The organism is Vibrio sp. L3-7, from assembly GCF_963898195.1.
GTDB lineage: Bacteria > Pseudomonadota > Gammaproteobacteria > Enterobacterales > Vibrionaceae > Vibrio > Vibrio echinoideorum.
Window position 1 is genome coordinate 126,986 of record NZ_CAWQUW010000056.1, and the last position, 19,187, is coordinate 146,172.

The 19,187-nt window shown below is 44.2% G+C and carries 15 protein-coding genes; 11 read left to right on the forward strand and 4 right to left on the reverse strand.

Annotation, left to right across the window (positions count from 1 at the left end; genetic code table 11):
* Positions 1 to 200 precede the first annotated feature (200 nt).
* Together glnE and hldE are read left to right on the forward strand one after the other, a co-directional pair.
* Complete coding sequence (gene glnE, locus AACW75_RS22280) at positions 201 to 3,050, forward strand: bifunctional [glutamate--ammonia ligase]-adenylyl-L-tyrosine phosphorylase/[glutamate--ammonia-ligase] adenylyltransferase (protein WP_145569888.1); 2,850 nt, start codon at positions 201 to 203, stop codon at positions 3,048 to 3,050.
* Positions 3,051 to 3,228: 178 nt separating this feature from the next.
* Positions 3,229 to 4,659, forward strand: a complete 1,431-nt coding sequence (hldE, locus tag AACW75_RS22285) for a bifunctional D-glycero-beta-D-manno-heptose-7-phosphate kinase/D-glycero-beta-D-manno-heptose 1-phosphate adenylyltransferase HldE (protein ID WP_145569886.1) — start codon at positions 3,229 to 3,231, stop codon at positions 4,657 to 4,659.
* Positions 4,660 to 4,818: 159 nt separating this feature from the next.
* Here the strand turns inward: hldE and tolC are convergent, their stop codons facing one another.
* The gene (gene tolC, locus AACW75_RS22290) at positions 4,819 to 6,144 is read right to left on the reverse strand and encodes an outer membrane channel protein TolC (protein ID WP_145564625.1); all 1,326 of its coding nucleotides are present in this window, start codon (positions 6,142 to 6,144) and stop codon (positions 4,819 to 4,821) included.
* Positions 6,145 to 6,371: 227 nt separating this feature from the next.
* Here tolC and nudF point away from each other — a divergent pair, with 227 nt between their 5' ends.
* From nudF to parC, 6 genes are all read left to right on the forward strand, one after another.
* On the forward strand, positions 6,372 to 7,001 hold the full coding sequence (nudF, locus tag AACW75_RS22295) for an ADP-ribose diphosphatase (protein ID WP_102553857.1): 630 nt from the start codon (positions 6,372 to 6,374) through the stop codon (positions 6,999 to 7,001).
* Between the two features lie 4 nt (positions 7,002 to 7,005).
* Complete coding sequence (locus AACW75_RS22300) at positions 7,006 to 7,446, forward strand: DUF1249 family protein (protein ID WP_017072795.1); 441 nt, start codon at positions 7,006 to 7,008, stop codon at positions 7,444 to 7,446.
* Positions 7,447 to 7,506: 60 nt separating this feature from the next.
* Positions 7,507 to 8,331, forward strand: a complete 825-nt coding sequence (cpdA, locus tag AACW75_RS22305) for a 3',5'-cyclic-AMP phosphodiesterase (protein ID WP_102553856.1) — start codon at positions 7,507 to 7,509, stop codon at positions 8,329 to 8,331.
* A complete protein-coding gene (gene yqiA, locus AACW75_RS22310) occupies positions 8,331 to 8,936 on the forward strand; it encodes an esterase YqiA (protein WP_017072797.1) in 606 nt (201 codons plus the stop codon). Before cpdA ends, yqiA begins: the two co-directional genes overlap by 1 nt.
* Positions 8,937 to 9,175: 239 nt before the next feature.
* Positions 9,176 to 11,056, forward strand: a complete 1,881-nt coding sequence (gene parE, locus AACW75_RS22315; RefSeq protein WP_017072798.1) for a DNA topoisomerase IV subunit B — start codon at positions 9,176 to 9,178, stop codon at positions 11,054 to 11,056.
* A gap of 3 nt (positions 11,057 to 11,059) precedes the next feature.
* Entirely contained in the window at positions 11,060 to 13,318 is a 2,259-nt protein-coding gene (gene parC, locus AACW75_RS22320) for a DNA topoisomerase IV subunit A (RefSeq protein ID WP_017072799.1), read from the forward strand.
* Positions 13,319 to 13,442: 124 nt separating this feature from the next.
* Here parC and degS read toward each other — a convergent pair whose 3' ends face one another.
* The 3 genes from degS to zapG form a co-directional block, all read right to left on the reverse strand.
* Positions 13,443 to 14,507, reverse strand: coding sequence for an outer membrane-stress sensor serine endopeptidase DegS (gene degS / locus AACW75_RS22325; protein WP_029224735.1), 1,065 nt, complete (start codon positions 14,505 to 14,507; stop codon positions 13,443 to 13,445).
* Between the two features lie 154 nt (positions 14,508 to 14,661).
* Complete coding sequence (locus tag AACW75_RS22330; protein ID WP_145569937.1) at positions 14,662 to 16,017, reverse strand: DegQ family serine endoprotease; 1,356 nt, start codon at positions 16,015 to 16,017, stop codon at positions 14,662 to 14,664.
* Positions 16,018 to 16,143: 126 nt separating this feature from the next.
* Positions 16,144 to 16,599 carry a Z-ring associated protein ZapG gene (zapG, locus tag AACW75_RS22335; RefSeq protein WP_135456217.1) on the reverse strand — a complete coding sequence of 152 codons (456 nt, stop codon included), beginning with the start codon at positions 16,597 to 16,599 and terminating at the stop codon, positions 16,144 to 16,146.
* A 219-nt stretch (positions 16,600 to 16,818) separates the two neighbouring features.
* Between zapG and zapE the strand changes: the two genes are divergently transcribed.
* From zapE to rpsI, 3 genes are all read left to right on the forward strand, one after another.
* Positions 16,819 to 17,922: a cell division protein ZapE gene (gene zapE, locus AACW75_RS22340; RefSeq protein ID WP_145569883.1), complete on the forward strand. Its 1,104-nt coding sequence runs from the start codon at positions 16,819 to 16,821 to the stop codon at positions 17,920 to 17,922.
* Between the two features lie 246 nt (positions 17,923 to 18,168).
* Complete coding sequence (rplM, locus tag AACW75_RS22345) at positions 18,169 to 18,597, forward strand: 50S ribosomal protein L13 (protein ID WP_010434689.1); 429 nt, start codon at positions 18,169 to 18,171, stop codon at positions 18,595 to 18,597.
* A 15-nt stretch (positions 18,598 to 18,612) separates the two neighbouring features.
* Positions 18,613 to 19,005, forward strand: coding sequence for a 30S ribosomal protein S9 (gene rpsI / locus AACW75_RS22350; protein ID WP_004740758.1), 393 nt, complete (start codon positions 18,613 to 18,615; stop codon positions 19,003 to 19,005).
* Positions 19,006 to 19,187: the final 182 nt, after the last annotated feature.

Sequence of the window (19,187 nt, forward strand, 5' to 3'; positions counted from 1 at the left end):
CTTATTTCTATAAGCAAAGGCTCAACTTGATAAGTTAACCGATAAAACGCCCACATTACTGATGTGGGCGTTTTTTATTGGCGTAACTTTGGTATAACTTACTTTTGTTTTTCTAAACAGTCATTGAAACTCGTCTGCTAGAACTCTTTATTAAAGAACAAAACTGATTTTTCGGCGCGCAGCTTACACAAGGAAGAAACATGCCATTGCCTTCTCAACTCATCACACATTCTCAGTCTGCTTTTGAGCAATTGTTAGAACATCAAAATGAAGCCATCAATACTTGGTCAGAGCCATTGATTGATGATCTCAAGCGTGTATTAGGCTTGAGCTGTTTTGTTGGGGATTGCTTACAGCGCGATGCGATTCTATCCAGTACTTTGCCTGATATGTTGGCATGCGAAGAGCGTGCAGAAGGGTATCGTGAGCGATTGGCTGAATTGCTTTCTGGTTGCGCGGATGAAATGAGTGGCCAACGTGTATTACGCCAATTCCGCAATCGTGAAATGACCTATATTGCTTGGCGTGATTTTATGGGTTCTTGGGCGTTAGAGCAGAGCTTAAGCCATCTATCAATGCTTGCCGAGGCGATGATCTTCGAGACCTACCAATGGCAATATAACATTTGCTGTAAAGAGTGGGGCACACCTTGTAATGACCAAGGTGAAGCACAACCTATGTTGATTATTGGTATGGGCAAGTTGGGTGGTGGCGAGCTTAATTTCTCTTCCGATATCGATTTGATTTTTACCTACCCTGAGAATGGTGAAACTCAAGGTGCAAGACGCAGCATTGCGAACGCACAGTTTTTCACGCGTTTAGGGCAACGTATTATTAAGGCGCTTGATCAGCAAACCTTTGACGGATTCTGCTACCGAGTAGACATGCGCCTGCGCCCCTTCGGTGAGAGTGGTCCATTGGTCATGAGTTATGCGGCTCTGGAAGATTACTACCAAGAGCAAGGCCGTGACTGGGAACGTTACGCGATGGTCAAAGCGCGAGTGATGGGCAGCGAAATGTACCCTGAATACCAAGAGCTTCGCCAAATGTTGCGCCCGTTTGTGTTCCGTCGTTATATCGATTTTAGTGCAATTCAATCTCTGCGCCGTATGAAATCAATGATCAGCAGTGAAGTTCGTCGCCGCGGCTTATCAAATAACATCAAACTGGGCTCTGGTGGTATTCGTGAAGTTGAATTTATTGCTCAAGTCTTTCAATTGATTCGTGGTGGACGTGAACCGAGTCTCCGTGGCCGAGGGTTGCTTGAAACGCTAAGTGCGATTGAATCTCTCCATTTGTTAGAGGCTGAAGAGATTGGCCAGTTACGCAATGCTTACCTGTTTTTACGCCGCCTTGAAAATCTATTGCAAGCGATGGCCGATAAGCAAACTCAAACCTTACCAGACGGTGAACGTGAACAACTGCAACTCGCGGTAGCAATGCAATTTTCAGATTGGGACGGCTTAATCGATGCAACTCGTACTCACATGGCCAATGTACATACCGTGTTTGAAGATCTGATTGGAGTTGACGAAGACGATACTAACCCTATCCCGAGTCACTTTAGTGAGTTGTGGGATATGGCCCATAAGCCCGATGTGATTGAGCAAGTGTTAGAGCATGATATTGCCGCAGTTAGCCCTCCGGAAGCGGCGAAAACGATCATTCAATTTAAAGCTGATTTAGCTAAGAAAACCCTTGGCCCACGTGGACGAGAAGTACTGAATCGTTTAATGCCTAAAGTGTTCCAAGCCTTATATACCAATAAAGATGCAGAGTTTGGCTTGTCACGAGTTCTGCACTTATTGCAAAAGATAGTCACTCGAACCACTTATCTTGAGCTATTGGATGAACATCCAGCGGCGCTGACTCAGTTAGTTCGTTTATGTACGGCAAGCCCGATGATTTCGGAACAACTTGGTCGCTATCCTATTCTGCTCGATGAATTGATCGACCCTCAACAACTTTATAATCCAGTCCCATTAGAATCTTACAAGACTGAATTGCGAGACTACCTTGCTCGAATTCCTGAAGATGATATGGAGCAACAGATGGAAGGTCTGCGTCAGTTTAAACAGACCTGTATTCTCCGTATCGCAGCGGCTGATATCGCAGGGGCGCTTCCTGTCATGAAGGTTAGCGATCACCTTACCTACTTGGCTGAAGCGATTGTAGAAGCGGGTGTTAACCAAGCTTGGCTGCAGGTCTCGGCTAAATTCGGTGAACCTACCCATGTGAAAGATCGAGAAGGGCGCGGGTTTGCTGTTGTCGGTTATGGCAAAGTTGGCGGTTGGGAGCTGGGTTATAATTCAGATCTTGATATTGTCTTCATGCATGATTGCCCGGTCCATATCTATACTGACGGTAAAAAGGAGATCGACGGACGTCAGTTTTACCTGAGGTTGGCACAGCGCATCATTCATATCTTTTCGATCAGAACCGCTTCGGGGATTTTGTACGAGGTGGATACTCGTCTACGACCTTCAGGAGCCTCCGGCTTATTAGTGAGCCCTACTGATGCTTTTGATGAGTATCAACACAATGACGCGTGGACGTGGGAGCATCAAGCTCTGACTCGCGCTCGTATGATTTATGGTGATGATTTATTGGCGTCTGCGTTTAACAAAACACGTCATGAGGTATTGTGCTTGCCGCGTGATGAAGCGACGCTTAAAAAGTCTGTTGTCGATATGCGTGAAAAGATGCGCGGGCATTTAGGTGGAAAAAAAGCCGACCGATTCATGCTTAAACAAGACGCGGGCGGTATTACTGATATCGAGTTTTTGGCGCAATATTTAGTACTTCGATACAGTAATGAGAAACCTAAACTCACTCGTTGGTGTGACAATGTACGAATCTTTGAAAGCTTGTTGTCGCAAGGGATTATGGACGAACAACAAGGCATGACATTGACCAATGCCTACACCACGTTAAGGGATGAAATCCACCACCGTAATCTACTCAACCTTGATGCGGATGTGGCGATCGATAAGTTTGAAATGGAAAGAGATCATGTCGTTCAAGCATGGAAGCAATGGATGGAAGCGTAACCTGAGTTATTGCCTAATTGTCGCTTAGCTCTAGTGTTAGTTATCGCTTATCTATCTCTTGTCTGACTTTGAGGGTATACAGCGTTATCGTGGCAGGCTTTTACTAATTTTTTCTATGGTTTAGCCACTGTAATCAGTGTGCTAGACTCTAGCCAGATTTGATTTTTGGAGATCAATAATGAAACCAATTCTACCTGACTACAGTCAATCAGGTGTTCTTATTGTCGGTGACGTAATGCTTGATCGTTACTGGTATGGCCCAACTGGCCGTATTTCACCAGAAGCACCAGTTCCCGTTGTGAAAGTAGAAAATAACGAAGAGCGTCCTGGTGGTGCTGCCAACGTGGCAATGAATATTGCATCTCTTGGTGGCCATGCCCATGTCGTTGGTTTAACTGGTAAAGATGAGCCTGCTGAAGTGTTGAAAAATACGCTGGGCGCACTAAACGTTAAATGTGATTTCGTTGAATTAGACGATTACCCGACCATTACTAAATTACGCGTAATGAGCCGTGGGCAGCAATTGATCCGTCTTGATTTTGAAGACAAATTTGAAAACACGGATCCTGAACTTATTTTGTCTCGAATGGAGCAAGCGCTTCCAAATGTACGCTCGGTAATCCTTTCTGATTACGCGAAAGGTGCGTTGGAGCATGTGCAGAGCTTTATTCAAAAAGCTCGAGCGGCCAAGGTTCCGGTATTTATCGATCCGAAAGGTGCAGATTTAGAACGTTACCGTGGGGCGACTCTGCTTACACCAAATATGTCTGAGTTCGAGTTGGTTGCGGGTAAGGTTAAATCGGAAGACGATCTTATCGAGAAAGGCCTTGCCCTGATCGAAAAGTATGACTTTGAAGCCTTGTTAGTGACTCGTAGTGAGCATGGCATGACGTTACTTCGCAAGGGACTCGCTCCATTTCATTTGCCTACTCAAGCGAAAGAGGTGTATGACGTAACAGGTGCTGGTGATACGGTTATTTCGGTATTGGCTGCTTCTGTTGCGGCGGGCAAACCACTTGATGAAGCGTGCGCATTAGCAAATGCTGCTGCTGGCGTGGTAGTCGGTAAGCTGGGTACATCGACACTTTCTACTATCGAGTTAGCGGAAGCGATCCATGGTAGCCAAGACACAGATTACGGTGTGATTTCTGAAGCTGCACTGGTTGAAGCGGTGAAGCGTGCTCGTGCGAAAGGCGAGAAAGTGGTTATGACCAATGGCTGCTTTGATATTCTACATGCCGGACATGTTTCTTACATGAACCACGCTGCTGAATTGGGCGATCGTTTGATCGTCGCAGTGAATACTGATGAATCAGTGAAACGCTTGAAAGGCCCAGGTCGCCCTGTGAACCCAACCGATCGTCGTATGGCGGTATTGGCTGGCTTAGGTGCGGTTGATTGGGTTGTCCCTTTCTCTGAAGATACTCCTCAACGTTTGATCTCTGAGGTATTGCCAAGTATTTTGGTGAAAGGTGGCGATTACAAACCTGAAGAGATTGCTGGTGGTGAGGAGGTGATTGCAGCGGGTGGTGAAGTGAAAGTACTTAACTTTGAAGACGGTTGTTCTACCACTGAAATCATTAAAGCGATTAAAGGCGGTCGAGGTTAGTTCTTAGCCTTCTGGTTTGCTAACCTTAAGTCTTTAGTTAGGTAGTAAATCTAGCTTTCAATAGACAATAAAAATGCCGCTCAATGAGCGGCATTTTTTGATCTGTAATTTGGTCGCTTTTTAAAGACTCAGGTTAGAGCCTTCAACTAGGATTTAAAATTACTTGCTTGCTACTTTTAGACCTGCGTTTACATCAACAATGTCTTGTTCGCTTAGTGTACCAACCGCTTGACGAAGCTGAAGAACACTTAGGATGTAGTTGTAACGAGCATCTGAAAGGTTTTTGTTCGCATCGTATAGACGACGAGTTGAGTCTAGTACGTCAACGATAGTACGAGTACCGACATCAAAACCTGCTTCTGTTGCTTCTAGAGCAGACTGAGCAGAAACAACAGACTGTTCGTAAGCGCGTAGAGCACCGATCGAAGCTGTGATGTTGTTGTTGAATGCACGTACGTCTTTTACAACACTACGGTAAGTGGCTTCTAGATCTTCACTTGCTGCAACGTAGTTGTATTCAGCCTGTTTAGTCAAAGAAGTTGTATTACCACCCGTATATAGAGGCACAACTAAGTTCAAACCTAGGTTAAGGTTGTCTTGATCGTAATCACTTGAGCTGTTTGATTGATCTGTAAGAGCGTAGCTACCATCTAGCGTTAAGCTTGGCAGGTGGCCAGAGCTTGCTAGAGAGATGTTATCTTTTGCTACATCTTGAGAGATACGTGAAGCTAGAAGGCTCAGGTTCTTTTGTTCTGCTTGTTCAACAAGTGCTGCTGCAGATTCAGAAGATTTGCTTGCTGAGAAACGATCAGTATCTAGGATGCTTAGGTTAGAGTGTTCCTGACCTGTAATCTCACGTAGACCTTCGTAGTTATTAATCAGAGTGTTCTCTGCTAAAACTTCGTCAGCTAAAACACCATCGTACTGAGCTTGCGCATCATGTACATCGGTGATTGCTGAAAGACCTACTTCAAAGCGCTGCTTTGTTTGTTCTAGTTGACGAGCAACTGCGGCTTTCTCTGCACGAACAAATTCTAGGTTGTCTTGAGCTCGAAGTACTTCAAAGTATGCCGTTGCAACACGTAGGATCAAAGCTTGTTGCTCTGCTGCGTACGCTGAATCAGATTGACGAGCAGTTTTTTCTGCCGTGTCTAATGTGATCCATGAAGAACGTTGATAAAGTTCTTGAGTGAAGCCGATTGCGGCTCCCCAAGTGTTATTATCAATGCTTGAGCTACCTGAACCAGAAGTATCTCTGTCACCACGGTTTATGTCGTAGTTCGCTGTTAGGTTAATTTGTGGTAACAAATCACTACGGCTTGACGTTACTGCTTCAAAAGCGGCATCGCGCTGCGCTGCTGAACGAAGAAGTTGTGGATCGTTCTGTTTTGCTTGGTCGTAAACTTCAGCTAGCGTATCAGCAAAAGCTGACGAACTCAGGCTGCCGATTGCTGCACTGATAAATAGTGGAAGCAGTTTTTTCATTTTCCTATTCCTGCCTTTAATGGAATTTTCTTCAAAAGAGTTTAACCCAGTTTGGTGGTAATTTACTCGAAACTTTGCACTTTTTTACATTTAACTGTCCACTTGTGCAATATTTATTTTTTAAAACTTAACTTTAATTATAAATTTTATATAAAAAGTTGAACCTTATCCTTGGTAGTTAACTCGGACAATGAGTAAACTATAAAGATCACTTAGTGAGGTACCAAATGCAACAGTATGACAATCAACGACATGAGTTTACTCCTGAAGATGTGGAAATAGTCTCAAAAGAGACGCTGTTTCGTGGCTTTTTCAAAATGGTTAAATACACATTTAAACATAAGCTGTTTGAGGGGGGCTGGAGCCAACCAATAGAGCGCGAAATGTTTGAGCGTGGTCATGCTGCCGCTTTGTTACCTTATGATCCTATTCGTGATGAAGTGGTGATCGTTGAACAGATCCGTGTTGGGGCTTTAGAGCATGAAAACCCATGGCAATACGAAATTGTTGCAGGGATTATTGATACGGATGAATCACCACAAGATGTTGCCCGTCGTGAAGCAATGGAAGAGGCGGGAGTTGAAGTCGGATCTGTATTGCCTATCACTTCGTATTACCCTTCGTCTGGCGGTTGTTCAGAAAAGCTCGACGTCTTTGTTGGTTGTATTGATGCCACGACAGCAAAAGGTGTACACGGATTGGATTACGAAGGTGAGGATATTCGTGTGCAAGTGATGACTCGCGATGCGGCTTATCAGTTAGTAAAAGAAGGTGTGTTTGAAAATGGCGCCACGATCATTGCGCTGCAGTGGCTACAATTGAACTACCAAGAATTACAGTCAAAGTGGAACGGTTAACGTCATGCCAAATATAGCGGTCAAAAAGCCGTATCATGTTGATCTTGCTGAATTGATGCGAGTTTACGAGACTAACTATGCCAAACTTAACGCTCTGTTACCGGTTGGGCATGAGGTTGGTGACGTTCGCTGTTACCAAGCCGTTAATATGGTGTATCAATTGACAGTGAATGAGGTCACAAAATACACCACATTAATAGATATATGTCAGAGTGACGAGACACCAGTGTTTCCTTTGCCAAAAATGTCTGTCAGGCTATATCACGACGCTCGAGTTGCAGAAGTGTGCGCCAGCGGGGATTTTTCGCGTGTTAAAGCGAAATATGACTACCCCAACGCTAAGCTTATGCAAAAGGATGAGAAATTTCAGTTGAACAAATTTCTTGGAGAATGGTTAACGTTTTGTTTAAAAACGGGTATCAGCCGTTCGCCAATGCCTTTTTAATTGAGCCTATTTTAAGAACACTTTTAAAGTTTAAACAGTAACGTATCTGGATTTGTTATTTTGGAATTATCACACACTTCAAAATTTGATGAGAGCAGTATTAAGCTCGTGCAGCTAACGGACACGCATTTATTTGCGCCGAGCAACGGCAGCTTATTAAGCATCAATACACAAGATAGCTTTCGTGCTGTAGTCGATGGCATTGTTAACCAAGGCTTCGACTATGAAGCGATCTTGGCTACGGGTGATATCTCTCAAGATCACAGTGCTGAGTCATACCAAAAATTTGAATCAGGCATTCAACCTTTGGAAAGGCCATGTTATTGGCTGCCAGGTAATCATGATTTCAAGCCTAATATGGGCAGTGTTTTACCATCACCACAAATACAATGTGTTGAGCATGTCTTGCTAGGCGATAACTGGCAGATGGTGATGCTCGACTCTCAAGTTGTAGGTGTTCCTCACGGACGTCTCAGTGATCAACAACTTGATCTGCTCGAAAAAAAGTTGACGGAGTTCCCAGAGCGTAACACCTTGGTTTTGCTGCACCATCACCCATTATTGGTTGGTAGTGCGTGGCTAGATCAACACAACCTAAAAGACGCTGATCAATTTTGGGATGTGGTTCAACAACACACCAATGTCAAAGCGGTACTGTGTGGTCACGTTCATCAAGACATGAACCGAGATCATCATGGTGTACAAGTCATGGCAACCCCATCGACTTGTGTTCAATTCAAACCAAACTCGAACGACTTTGCTGTTGATACATTATCTCCAGGCTGGCGAGAGATTGAATTGCATCAAGATGGTACGGTTACTACAGAAGTTCGTCGTTTACCTCATGGGCAATTCCTACCTGATTTTACAGCAGGAGGATACTAATGACGGATTTTAATCAGCAAACCGCTAAGCCATCATTGCTTCTCTATATTCATGGTTTTAACAGTTCATCACGCTCCCACAAAGCGATGGTGATGGCAGACTATTGCGCTGAACATCGAGCAGATATTAAGGTGATTACGCCTCAACTGCCGAGTTTTCCTCAGCAAGCTGCACTTCATTTGCAGCAGCTGGTGGAGCAATATAAAGAGCAATACCAGATAGCGTTAGTCGGTAGTTCATTGGGTGGCTATCTTTCTACGTGGTTGAATAGTCACTATGGTTTTAAAGCGGTGGTTGTAAATCCTGCAGTGAAGCCGTATGAACTTCTTGCCGACTATCTCGGTGAACAAGTAAACCCATATACAGATGAGCGATATGTGCTGGAAACAAAACATATCGATGAACTGAAGGCATTAGATGTACCGGCTCTCGCTAAGCCGAGTGACTTCTGGTTACTTCAGCAAACGGAAGACGAAGTTCTGGATTACCGACAAGCGGTAGATAAGTACCAAGGTGCAACACAAACAGTAGAAGAGGGCGGTGATCATAGCTTTGTGGATTTTGAGCGTTACCCACAACAAATCATCACCTTTCTAAATCTTTAATCTGTTTCACCAACCGAGTGATTTTCTCTTGTTTGCCTGTTATTTCATCTATCAATGGTGAAATATCATAGTTTGATGTTTTAGTTTTTGAACTAGCTTGACATCATTACTCAGCTTCCAGACTATATTCCCCAATACTTCGCTCATTCGCTCTACTATGACGGTTCATAGTATTAATTCTGCTTTAGTGAAACTAGAGCCCGCGAACTGACGCAAACTTTTTGAGTAAACTCCGTATTATGACTGAACAATATAATGCAAAAGACCTCGAGGTACTTGAAGGTCTCGATCCCGTGCGACACCGCCCGGGAATGTACACCGAGACTGAAAGACCTAACCACCTTGCCCAAGAAGTCATTGATAACTCGGTCGATGAAGCACTAGCGGGACACGCTAAGAAAATTAAAGTCGTGCTTCATGCTGATCAATCGTTAGAAGTTACTGATGACGGCCGTGGTATGCCGGTTGATATCCACCCTGAAAAAGGGATCTCAGGTGTTGAGCTGATTTTAACTAAGCTCCACTCTGGCGGTAAATTCTCAAACAATAACTACAAGTTTTCAGGTGGCTTACACGGGGTAGGTATCTCGGTCGTAAACGCACTTTCAAAACGTGTTGAAGTAACAGTTCGTCGTGATGGTCAAGTTCATGAGATAGCCCTTGAGGGCGGTCATGCAGTGACTGATCTGACCGTGACGGGTACTTGTGGTCACCGTAATACCGGTACTACGGTGCATTTCTGGCCCGATCCAAAATACTTCGATAGCTCTAAGTTTTCAGTTTTACGTCTTATCAATAACCTGCGCGCGAAAGCTGTACTTTGCCCAGGTTTAGAAATTACCTTTGTCGATAAAGTTGGCGGTGAAGAACATAAGTGGTATTACGAAGACGGCCTAAAGGACTACCTTGCTGAAGGTGTGAAGGGTTACACCTTATTGCCTGAAGAACCTTACGTTGGCGAATTCGTTGCTGAAACAGAAATGGCGAACTGGGCGATTATCTGGCAGCCAGAAGGCGGTGATATGATCACCGAGAGTTACGTGAACTTAGTACCAACTAAGCAAGGCGGTACTCACGTAAATGGCCTGCGCCAAGGTTTGCTTGATGCAATGCGTGAGTTCTGTGAATTCCGTAATCTACTACCACGTGGCGTTAAGCTAACGGGTGATGACATCTTCGATCGTTGTTCATACGTACTATCTGTGAAGATGCAAGACCCTCAATTCGCGGGTCAAACTAAAGAGCGCTTATCTTCTCGCCAAACTGCTGCGTTTGTTTCTGGTGTAGTGAAAGATGCGTTTAGTCTCTGGTTGAATGAAAAGCCTCAGCTCGCAGAATTACTTGCAGAAGCGTGCATTGCTAACGCGCACCGTCGTATGCGTGCGAGTAAAAAAGTCGTACGTAAGAAAATTGCTTCTGGTCCAGCACTGCCGGGTAAATTAACCGACTGTTCAGTTCAAGATTTAAGCCGTACCGAAATCTTCTTCGTGGAAGGGGACTCTGCGGGCGGTTCTGCTAAGCAGGCTCGTGACCGTGAATTTCAAGCGGTAATGCCACTGCGCGGTAAAATCCTCAATACATGGGAAGTTTCGGCTGACCAAGTGTTAGCTTCACAAGAAGTTCACGATATCTCGGTTGCTCTGGGTATCGACCCTGATAATGATGATTTATCGGGTTTGCGTTACGGTAAAATCTGTATCCTTGCCGATGCGGACTCGGATGGTCTTCATATCGCGACATTATTATGTGCATTGTTTACTCGCCATTTCCATGCATTGGTTGAAGCGGGCCATATCTATGTGGCAATGCCTCCTTTGTACCGAATCGATTGCGGTAAAGAAGTGTTCTATGCACTCGATGATTCAGAGAAAGATGGGGTACTTGAGCGACTATCTCAGAAGAAAGCCAAGATTAACGTGCAACGATTCAAAGGTCTGGGTGAAATGAACCCGCTTCAGTTGCGTGAAACCACTATGGATCCAAACACTCGTCGCCTTGTTCAGTTGACTATTGATGACAACGATGCGACCAACGAGATGATGGACATGCTGCTTGGTAAAAAACGTGCAGATGATCGCCGTGCATGGCTACAGACTAACGGTGATATGGCCGAGGTATAATGGATGTCTAACGAAATTACATATGATGGTGTTGAACAATTGCCGATGCGCAAGTTCACCGAAGACGCCTACTTAAATTATTCAATGTACGTGATCATGGATCGTGCATTACCTTATATTGGTGACGGTTTGAAGCCCGTTCAACGTCGTATTATCTACGCGATGTCGGAACTCGGCTTATCAGCTGCATCGAAATATAAAAAATCAGCTCGTACGGTTGGTGACGTGTTAGGTAAGTATCACCCACACGGTGACTCTGCTTGTTACGAAGCGATGGTACTGATGGCACAACCATTCTCTTACCGTTACCCGTTGGTTGATGGTCAAGGTAACTGGGGTGCTCCGGATGACCCGAAATCATTCGCTGCGATGCGTTATACCGAAGCAAAGCTGTCGAAATTTGCTGAAGTGTTACTTGGTGAGTTAGGTCAGGGTACCGTTGATTGGCAACCAAACTTTGATGGCACGATGAAAGAGCCTCAAATGTTGCCAGCTCGCCTGCCTCACATCTTGCTGAACGGTATTACCGGTATCGCGGTAGGTATGGCGACCGATATTCCGCCACACAACGTGCGTGAAGTAGCGAATGCAGCGATTCATTTGATTGATACGCCTAAAGCTGAACTTCCAGATGTGATGGGTTTCATTCAAGGTCCAGATTACCCGACAGAAGCTGAAATTATTTCGCCGAAGTCGGACATCGAAAAGATCTACCGTACAGGCCGTGGCAGCATCAAGATGCGCGCGGTATGGCACAAGGAAGGCTCTGATATTGTTATCACGTCTTTACCTCATCAAGTGTCAGGTGCGAAGTTACTTGAGCAAATTGCGAACCAGATGCGAGCTAAGAAGCTCCCTATGGTGGACGATCTGCGTGATGAATCAGATCACGAGAATCCAACACGTATCGTCGTGGTTCCTCGTTCAAACCGTATCGACTGTGACCAACTGATGAGTCACCTGTTTGCTTCGACGGATCTTGAGAAAAACTTCCGCGTTAACTTGAACATGATTGGTTTAGATAACCGTCCTCAAGTTAAAGGTCTGGTTCAAATCCTGAAAGAGTGGATTGAGTTTCGTCGTTCGACCGTTCGCCGTCGTTTGCAATACCGTTTAGATAAAGTACTTGCACGTTTGCACATCTTAGAAGGCTTACTTGCCGCTTATCTAAATATTGATGAAGTGATTGAAATCATTAGAACAGAAGATGAACCATGTCCTGTTTTGATGAACCGTTTCAACATTTCTGAAATTCAAGCCAATGCGATTCTCGATATTAAACTTCGTAACTTAGCTAAGTTAGAAGAATTTAAAATTCGAGCTGAGCAAGAAGAGCTTGAAGCTGAACGTGAAAAGCTTGAAAAACTACTAGGTTCAGAGCGTCGCTTGAATACGCTGATCAAAAAAGAAATTCAAGCAGATGCAGATAAATATGGCGATGATCGCCGCTCACCGTTGATTGAACGTGCTGAAGCAAAAGCGCTAACAGAACGTGACTTAGTTCCAAGCGAACCAATTACGGTTGTGTTGTCTGAGAAAGGTTGGATTCGTCATGCTAAAGGGCATGAAGTTGACGCTGAAGGCTTGAACTACAAATCAGGTGATAAATTCTTAGCAAGCACTAAGGGTAAGAGTAACCAACAAGCGGTGTTCCTCGGCAGTGATGGCCGAAGCTACTCCCTTGAATCTCATTCACTGCCATCGGCGCGAAGCCAAGGTGAGCCAATTACAGGTCGCTTGAACGTCAGCCCTGGTACGTCTATTCGCCAAGTAGTGATGGGAGAGAATGAACAGTTATGGTTAGTCGGTTCTGATGCGGGTTATGGCTTTGTTTGTAAGGGCAGTGATTTATTGTCTAAGAATAAGAGCGGTAAAGCGTTAGTTAACTTGCCGCAAGCTTCTGAAGTGATGTTACCAAGCCCGATTGCTGACTTGGACACTAACCAGATTCTGGCGATTACTAATCAAGGTCGTATGTTGTTGTTCCCGATTAAAGACCTACCTCAATTGAGCAAAGGTAAGGGTAACAAGATCATTAATATCCCTTCTGCGAAAGCAAAAGAGCGTGAAGAGTTTGTCTCGCATCTAATGGCTATCCCTGAGAATGCAACGCTGACTATCTACGCGGGTAAACGCAAGCTTGGCTTGAAACCTGCGGATCTTGAAAACTTCCGTGGTGAACGTGGTCGTCGTGGTGGTTTACTGCCTAGAGGGTTGCAGCGAGTTACTCGCATTGATATCGATGAGCCAAGTGAATCATAGGCGACTATGTTAGTTTGATGCCATTATCGGATAAAAGAAAACCCAGCCTGAGAGCTGGGTTTTTTGCATTTTACAGTTTGAGTTCAAGTCACCGCGTTATATGGGACTATAGATAAATATATAATTACAGGCGAGTATCTTCAGCAATAGTAACCTCAAGAGTTTTACTCTCTCCTTGGCGCAATATGCCAACATCAATGACAGTGCCTGGTCGCAAATCAGTAACGATGTCCATCACGCTTTGTCGACCGTTAATTTGGGTGTTGTTGATGCTGACAATTATGTCTTGTGCTTCAAAGCCTGCATCTGCAGCAGGGCCGTTAGGATCAATACCCAGTACGACAATGCCGCCAATGTTCTTGTTTCCAAGCAAGCGCGACGTTACTGAATTGATATCTTGCCCGTCAATACCAATATATCCACGAATCACACGACCATCTGCGATGATCTTCTCCATGATTTTATTAGCAAGTGGGTAGGGGATAGCAAACGAAATACCGTAAGTTTCCATATCGGTTGCTTGTTGGAAAGAAGCCGTATTAATGCCGACCAGTTCGCCTTGTGAGTTGACGAGTGCACCACCAGAGTTACCTTCATTGATTGCCGCGTCTGTCTGGATAAAGGCTTGGTGACCATCGGCACTGATTGAAGAGCGACCGGTTGCCGAAATAATACCAAAGGTCGTCGTTTGGCCTAGATTGTATGGGTTACCGATAGCCAGTACTACGTCGCCTACGTTTGCTTTGTAATCTTGGTTCAGTGGAATCACAGGTAAGTTGTCACCGCTGACTCTGAGTATCGCGATATCGGTGCGCTTGTCTGAACCGACAAGCTGCGCTGCGGCTACTCGTCCGTCTTGAAGTGCCACGACGATTTGGTCAGCCTGAGCAACAACGTGGAAGTTGGTAATGATGTAGCCTTTTTCGCTGACAATGACTCCGGACCCCAAGCCTTGAGTCAGCAGCTTGTTGCGATCGCTTTCTGCGTATTTACGGCTATAAATATTTACCACAGCAGGTGCCGCTCGGCGTACCGCTTGGTTAAATGAAATCTGAAGAGAGGCGATATTATCCACTTTAGGGATAGTGACGTCCGAAACAATGCCTGATCTTAAGCTCGGAAATGCGAGAAGAATAAGCGCCGCTGAAACAAGTCCAAGGGAAATAGAACGAAATAGAAAGGACAGCATGTTTCCCTCTTCAACAAATAAGGTGTGAAGCCTCCGAGGATGGATGACTTGATTACTAGTGAAGCATAGCATTTTGATTCATCTAAAGAAAAGGGAGACTGAGTAAGTTTCAAGCAAACTTATTCAGTCTCCCTCTGGTTATACTGACAAATTGTTAACGAATGACAAGGTAGATAGTTCTATCACCTCGTTGGATATTCAATGCCAAAACACCAGGTTGTTTCTCTAAAATATCTCTAAACTGTGCCAAGTTTTTAACTGCTTGGCGGTTTACTCCGATGATGATGTCATCTTTGAGAAGCTGGTAAGCCTCCGCTGGTGAGCCTTGAGCGACACTCGATACTTTGACGCCTGTTGCAACATCACTTTCAGTTGTGTTGGTTAACTCAGCTCCGGTTAATCCTTCATGGAGTTTTTCCGCTTGTGTCTTACTATTGGTTGATTCACCTAGTGTGACATCAAAGGTTTTGTCTTTTCCGTCACGAACGACACCAAGTTCAATTTGTTTCCCTGCTCCCAAAGTGGCCACTTTTGCTCTGAGCTCACTGAAGGTATCAATACTTTTGCCATTAATAGAGGTAATAACATCACCCGCTTTCAGGCCAGCTTTGTCTGCTGCGCTGTCCGGTACAATTTGGCTGACAAAAGCACCTTTACTTGATTCATAACCGAGCGCTTCTGCTAACTCAGAGGTCACTTCTCCACCTTGAACGCCAAGCATGCCACGTTTAACTTCGCCGAAATCGAGAATTTGTTCTGTCAGGTTTTTCATCATATTGGATGGGATTGCAAAGCCGATACCGACATTACCTCCGTTAGGGCCAAGGATCGCGGTGTTAATACCAATTAGCTCGCCGTTAAGGTTTACTAACGCACCGCCAGAGTTGCCACTATTTATGGCGGCATCGGTTTGAATGAAGTTTTCAAAATTTTCTAGGTTTAGGCCGCTACGACCCAATGCCGAAACGATACCGGATGTCACTGTTTGACCTAGTCCAAATGGGTTGCCGATAGCCACACTAAAGTCACCAACTCGTAATTGGTCTGAGTCTGCGAGTTTTATTTGGGTTAAATTTTTGGCTTTTTCTAATTTGAGCAGTGCGATATCAGACATTTGGTCGCCACCGATGAGTTCAGCATCGTATTCTCGACCATCATGAAGTTTTACTTTGATATCGTCAGCACCATTAATGACATGGTAATTAGTTACGATATGACCTTTCTTGGCGTCGATGATTACACCAGAACCTAAACCTCGAAATGGTCGCTCTCGTGTTTGCTCTGGGCCAAAAAAGAATTGGAATTGTTCAGGGATTTGCTGACGTTGTACCTGTTTGCCTTCTACGGCAATACTAACCACAGCGGGGGTAACGTGTTCAAGCATAGGAGCTAGGCTAGGTAATTGCTCATTACCCACACTAAGTGGCAGTGCGGCCGTCGCTTGAATTGGCGTGATGATTGAACTTAAGCTTAAAGTCAGTATCGATAAAGCAAGCAAAGGTTTTTTCATCATAAACTCCTCTCTAGTTAAGGTCTTGCCCCTCTCATATTTGCTATATATATGAGAAGTTTCAAATGACCTGAGTGAAAGTTATGACTCAAAAACCTTTGTAAAGTTCACAGAAGTGTTAAATGTTTACGACGCTTTTGCTGTGACGACATCCGGAGCATCAATGATTTCTTTCTTCTGCTCTTTAAATAAACCGGTTGCGCCATTAGCGTAATCTTTTGGTTGCTCCTCAAGTGTTGCTTCTTTCACGGACGCTTTTTCTTGTGGTTTATCTGAGTGGGCAGCCGCTGTTTTCACAAATGGATTATCTTGCTCAGGTAGGTTGGGGATGAGTTCTGAGCTCGTTTTTTCCATGTGTTGATACAGTTTTGTGTAGTCCTTACCTAAGGTATCCAGCATTTCTGCTGACTTCGCAAAGTGGTCAGCAAGCTCTTGTCGCTGTTGCTCAAGGGCAAACTTTGCGCTATCTAATTCTTTCTGTACGTTCTTTTGTTTTTTGTATTCAGGCGTCATGAGACGGGAAATAGCGACTCCTAGAATAACTCCGACTAGTAAACCGGCAACGGCATACATCCAAGGCATAACAGCTCCTTATTATTGTTTTTTAACATGTTTGTTACTGCTTAGTTACACGTGATACGGCTCCATGGTACTATGAGAAAGCCGCAGTATAAAGAGAAATGCGTGTGCGCTACTTAGCAGTTTGGTGCTGCTTTATTCGCCGCATGACATTTATTCTCTATTTGTTGAGGCCCATTTTTCTTCGCTGTCTGATATCGATTTCATTGTGGAAATGTCGTCATGAATCCCGTTAAAAAATACGAACAAGATATAAAAGAACATGGATTTCAAAGAGATCCAGCACAAGAGCAAGCCGTTAAATCTTTAGATGAACTCTTTCATCAATTCCAAGATTACATGAATACTCCAACTCCTCAGTTGACTCGATTTCAAAAGTTGCTTGGAAAAAAGGCCGAATCGCCAAAGCCACCCAAAGGCCTCTATTTTTGGGGTGGTGTAGGGCGCGGTAAAACTTATCTTATGGATACGTTTTACGAGGCCTTACCGACCACAAAAAAAATGCGAGTACACTTTCACCGCTTTATGTATCGCGTCCATGATGAGTTGAAAGCATTAGGTAATGTAAGCGATCCATTACCTTTAGTGGCGGACAAGCTAAAAGAAGAAGCCGATATCATTTGCTTCGATGAATTTTTTGTTTCAGATATTACAGATGCGATGATCCTAGGGACTTTATTCCAAGAACTATTCGCACGAAACGTCATTTTAGTCGCGACCTCAAATATCCCACCTGCAGATTTGTATCGTAATGGCTTGCAGCGAGCGCGTTTCTTACCTGCTATTAAACTGATTCAAGACAACTGTCATACTCTCAATGTTGATAGTGGAATTGATTATCGACTGCGTACTCTAGAACAAGCTGAAATCTACCACTACCCATTAGACAGCCAAGCGAATATCAATCTTGAAAAATATTACGCACAGCTTGTGGGGGAAGATAAAGAGAAGTTAAAACAGATTGAGGTTAATCATCGTCAATTGGACGTAGTAGAAGCGAGTGACGGTGTACTGCATGGAACCTTTGCTCAGCTTTGTCAGTCGGCTCGTAGCCAGAATGACTATATAGAACTGTCTAAGGTTTATCACACGGTACTATTGGCAAATGTTTTGCAAATGGGTTCCACCTCAGATGACGCTGCAAGACGCTTTATTGCATTAGTGGATGAGTTCTATGAACGCAATGTGAAATTGATAATCTCAGCAGACGTTGAGTTAGAAAATTTGTACACCCATGGTCAGCTAGAGTTTGAGTTTAAGCGTTGTCAGTCGCGTTTAATCGAAATGCAGAGCCATGAATATTTGGCAAAAGAGCACTTAATTTAGCTCTGATTATCTCGAATAATAAATAGAATTAAAAAAATCGTGATTTTGTTCAAAAAGAGGTGATTTTTTCTTCGCTCTTCTCTATAATCCTGCGACCTACCGTTACTGCGGGCCTCTAGCGATGAGTAAAATCACGTTATGCCAAGAGTTTTCCAACACTCGAAGGGGTGATGATGGTAACTCTTAGACAGTGGGAATACGCGAGTATTCCTTAAGTGTAAATTTTTTAAATAGGTAATTATTAGCATGAAAACTTTCGTTGCTAAACCAGAAACTGTAAAACGCGACTGGTATGTTGTAGACGCTGAAGGCAAAACTCTTGGCCGTCTAGCAAGTGAAATCGCTTCTCGCCTACGCGGCAAGCACAAAGCAGAATACACTCCTCACGTAGACACTGGTGATTACATCATCGTTGTTAACGCTGAGAAAGTTGCTGTGACTGGTAACAAAGCTAAGGGTAAGGTTTACTACCGTCACTCTGAGTTCCCAGGTGGTCTTAAAACTATCACTTTTGAAAAGCTTATTGCTAAGAAACCAGAAATGGTTCTTGAACTAGCAGTTAAAGGTATGCTTCCACGTGGTCCTCTAGGCCGCGCGATGTACCGTAAGCTTAAAGTATACGCTGGTACTGAGCACAACCATGTTGCTCAACAACCACAAGTACTAGACATCTAATTGGGGATTAAGACAATGGCAGAGAATCAATACTACGGCACTGGTCGTCGCAAAAGCTCAGCAGCTCGTGTTTTCATCAAACCAGGCTCTGGTGAGATCGTAATCAACAAGCGTAGCCTTGATGTTTACTTCGGTCGTCCAACTTCTCGTATGGTTGTTAAGCAACCTCTTGAGCTAGTTGAACTAACTGAGAAACTTGACCTTTACATCACTGTTTCTGGTGGTGGTATTTCAGGTCAAGCTGGCGCAATCCGCCACGGTATCACTCGTGCTCTTATGGAATACGATGAAACTCTACGTCCTGCTCTACGTGCAGCTGGCTATGTTACGCGTGACGCTCGTTGCGTTGAACGTAAGAAAGTTGGTCTACGTAAAGCACGTCGTAAACCTCAATTCTCTAAGCGTTAATTTTTCCTTACCGAAAAATACACGCGACCAGTTTTGTTACTGGAATTGTGGTTCAAAGCTCGGCTATATGCCGGGCTTTTTGTCTTTCTAGCTCCCGCTAAACGCTTTTCCCTCCTCGTTTTATTCCCAAATTCTTATATTTTGAAAGCTTTTGTAACCCAATGTGCGCTTTGCCTCATGAT

Coding starts and splice junctions, on each gene's coding strand:
- rpsI (WP_004740758.1), top strand. CDS start 18,613: ATGGCAGAGAATCAATACTACGGCACTGGTCGTCGCAAAAGCTCAGCA.
- nudF (WP_102553857.1), top strand. CDS start 6,372: ATGCAACAGTATGACAATCAACGACATGAGTTTACTCCTGAAGATGTG.
- parE (WP_017072798.1), top strand. CDS start 9,176: ATGACTGAACAATATAATGCAAAAGACCTCGAGGTACTTGAAGGTCTC.
- degS (WP_029224735.1), bottom strand. CDS start 14,507: ATGCTGTCCTTTCTATTTCGTTCTATTTCCCTTGGACTTGTTTCAGCG.
- zapE (WP_145569883.1), top strand. CDS start 16,819: ATGAATCCCGTTAAAAAATACGAACAAGATATAAAAGAACATGGATTT.
- AACW75_RS22330 (WP_145569937.1), bottom strand. CDS start 16,017: ATGAAAAAACCTTTGCTTGCTTTATCGATACTGACTTTAAGCTTAAGT.
- rplM (WP_010434689.1), top strand. CDS start 18,169: ATGAAAACTTTCGTTGCTAAACCAGAAACTGTAAAACGCGACTGGTAT.
- parC (WP_017072799.1), top strand. CDS start 11,060: ATGTCTAACGAAATTACATATGATGGTGTTGAACAATTGCCGATGCGC.
- hldE (WP_145569886.1), top strand. CDS start 3,229: ATGAAACCAATTCTACCTGACTACAGTCAATCAGGTGTTCTTATTGTC.
- zapG (WP_135456217.1), bottom strand. CDS start 16,599: ATGCCTTGGATGTATGCCGTTGCCGGTTTACTAGTCGGAGTTATTCTA.
- AACW75_RS22300 (WP_017072795.1), top strand. CDS start 7,006: ATGCCAAATATAGCGGTCAAAAAGCCGTATCATGTTGATCTTGCTGAA.
- yqiA (WP_017072797.1), top strand. CDS start 8,331: ATGACGGATTTTAATCAGCAAACCGCTAAGCCATCATTGCTTCTCTAT.
- glnE (WP_145569888.1), top strand. CDS start 201: ATGCCATTGCCTTCTCAACTCATCACACATTCTCAGTCTGCTTTTGAG.
- tolC (WP_145564625.1), bottom strand. CDS start 6,144: ATGAAAAAACTGCTTCCACTATTTATCAGTGCAGCAATCGGCAGCCTG.